The sequence below is a fragment of the Ningiella ruwaisensis genome, assembly GCF_004798935.1.
Lineage (GTDB): Bacteria > Pseudomonadota > Gammaproteobacteria > Enterobacterales > Alteromonadaceae > Glaciecola > Glaciecola ruwaisensis.
The window spans coordinates 1-2,572 of record NZ_RAHT01000018.1; the positions used below are offsets into that span (position 1 = coordinate 1).

Below are 2,572 nucleotides of genomic sequence, written 5' to 3' on the forward strand. Positions count from 1 at the left end.
GGATACCACTTGCTGCGATTGTTTTTCTACCCACTGTTGCGTCACTTGTCCTTGGCAGCGAGGACAGTGTCTATCTCGGCAACTACAACCAATGCGCTTTTCATCATCACATTGATTGCATTGCCACACTTGATAGCCTAACTTGCCCGTGCGACACGCTAAGATACTACGACACACCCGATGCTGCTGCACACTCATGCGATGAGACGCTTGATACCCGACCAGTGCGTGGTCAAAAATATCGCGTAAATGCAATGTGCTCATCACTTACTCTAACCTTTGCAGTAAGTCTGCTCCGCCATGGTGTAGCTCTGGCAACCAGTGCAAGTAAATTTGAGTGGTGCGAATATCAGCATGCCCCAACTGATGTTGCAATTGATGAATGGGCATACCCGCTTCTAACTGATGGGTCGCATAGGCATGACGCAATTTGTGTACATTGCACCGCTTTGTTAACCCTGCATTATCGGCGACTTTCTTAAGTCCTTTCGAGTAGCTTGAATTAGCCATAGGGCGCGTCGAAAGCCAATGTGAATAAAACATCCAATCGGTAGGCCGATATGCTTGCCAGTACACTCTGAGTTGGTGCAGCACGCTATCGGGTATCACTACATATCGATGTTTATTTCCCTTACCATTTGCAATAAATAGTGTTTTACGCTCACCATCAATATCCTTGACCTTAACATGCGTCAGCTCCCCTAGCCGTAAACCACAACCATAACAAAGCATCGTCATTGTTTTCATGCGCACACTTTGACAATGCCGTATCAAAAGCGTGACCTCACTTCGCGATAAATACTCAGGCGGCTTCTTTTTGTGCTGCGGCTTGACGACATCAAGGGTCAAAGCTCGCTTAAGAATGTGCTTGTAAAGAAACGCTAAACTATTGATTTGAAGTGATATGCTGGCATAGGACAGTCGTCGAACACAAGGCTGTGCAAAGTAGGTATTTAGCTCTTCACACGTCACAACATCTAACGAGCGCCCAAAAAACTTGGTCATTCGCGTGAGATAGCAACAATACGCTACCTTCGTCTTATCGGAATAGCCTCTATACTGAATTTCAGTGAGTACTTGATTGACTAAATCATTCATTTCTTACCTCCAGAATTATGGGAAAACCCCAAAGGTAAGTGTGGCTCAAATAGTGGAAATTACTTCTCCGCGGAGCGGCTTAGTTCAACAACATATTATCGAGAATTTTGAATAAATACCGAAGTTCAGTTTCATAATTTTTATTCTCAATTAGTATTTATTCCCGTTTTACGCGGTATTCCCTGTATAAGCAAGCGTCTATAGACTAATCAGTACGCGTTTTTAGCATGCCTGTATTTAGCGAGCCTATTGATAAAAAACTAAATTGTAAATAGGTACATTCAATATCAATAACTTAAAACAGTATGCATGCGTGATTTAGAGAGACATCCGATGTCGTAAAACGAGAATGAACTCTCAAACGCTTACACGGAGGTACAGTGTCTGCATTTTTAAACCAAATTGTGCTCTATATGCGCACTAAACGATATAGCATCAAAACAGAAAAAGCCTATATCAACTGGATCAAAAGCTATATTCGTTTTCACAATTATCAACATCCCAGTAAATGGGAAAGAAACATGTTGAAGCTCTTCTTAAGTATTTAGCTAATCGAAATAAGGTGAGTGTCTGCGCACCTTTGATGAGTGAAAAAGGACTGAAGCCTGGAGTTATAGACCTAAAAAAAGGCCGCTGAGTAGCGGCCTTTTGGGAACACAGTAAAATATTACTCGATGATTTTTGCTACAACGCCCGCACCTACTGTACGGCCACCTTCACGGATAGCGAAGCGTAAACCTTCATCCATCGCAATCGGTGCAATTAGCTCTACAACAAACTTCAAGTTGTCGCCAGGCATAACCATCTCTACGCCTTCTGGTAACTCTACCGCACCCGTTACGTCAGTTGTACGGAAGTAAAACTGTGGACGATATCCTTTGAAGAATGGTGTATGACGGCCACCTTCGTCTTTGCTTAGTACGTATACTTCAGCTTCAAACTTGGTGTGTGGTGTGATTGAACCAGGCTTGGCCAGTACTTGACCACGCTCAACGTCTTCACGCTTAGTACCACGTAGTAACACACCTACGTTCTCACCCGCACGGCCTTCGTCAAGTAGCTTACGGAACATCTCAACGCCCGTACAAGTTGTCTTGGTTGTATCTTTGATACCAACAATCTCAACTTCTTCACCAACTTTAACAATACCTTGCTCTACACGACCGGTTACAACCGTACCACGGCCTGAAATTGAGAATACATCTTCAATCGGTAGAATGAACGGCTTATCAATCGCACGCTCTGGCTCTGGGATGTATGAATCAAGTGCTTCACCAAGCTCAATGATTTTCTTTTCCCACTCAGCATCGCCTTCAAGGGCTTTAAGTGCAGAGCCTTGAATAACAGGTAAGTCGTCACCCGGGAATTCATATTCAGAAAGTAGCTCACGTACTTCCATTTCAACAAGCTCTAGTAGCTCTTCGTCGTCTACCATGTCGCACTTGTTCATAAATACGATGATGTAAGGAACACC

4 protein-coding genes are annotated in these 2,572 nt (G+C 43.6%); 1 reads left to right on the top strand and 3 read right to left on the bottom strand.

Going from position 1 to position 2,572, the window contains the following annotated elements:
• Both D6V41_RS17995 and D6V41_RS18000 read right to left on the bottom strand, forming a co-directional pair.
• Nucleotides 1–264, bottom strand: a 264-nt coding sequence (locus tag D6V41_RS17995; RefSeq protein ID WP_179952572.1) for a transposase zinc-binding domain-containing protein, incomplete at its 3' end; no start/stop codon positions are given.
• 3 nt (nt 265–267) lie between these two features.
• Entirely contained in the window at nt 268–1,098 is an 831-nt protein-coding gene (locus tag D6V41_RS18000; protein ID WP_136252944.1) for a tyrosine-type recombinase/integrase, read from the bottom strand.
• Nucleotides 1,099–1,478: 380 nt separating this feature from the next.
• Here D6V41_RS18000 and D6V41_RS18575 point away from each other — a divergent pair, with 380 nt between their 5' ends.
• Nucleotides 1,479–1,646, top strand: a complete 168-nt coding sequence (locus D6V41_RS18575; protein WP_206663281.1) for a phage integrase N-terminal SAM-like domain-containing protein — start codon at nt 1,479–1,481, stop codon at nt 1,644–1,646.
• Nucleotides 1,647–1,765: 119 nt separating this feature from the next.
• On the opposite strand, the gene D6V41_RS18010 is transcribed toward D6V41_RS18575, so the two are convergent.
• Nucleotides 1,766–2,572 (bottom strand): elongation factor Tu (locus tag D6V41_RS18010; RefSeq protein ID WP_136252945.1); only part of this gene is annotated, 807 nt, incomplete at its 5' end.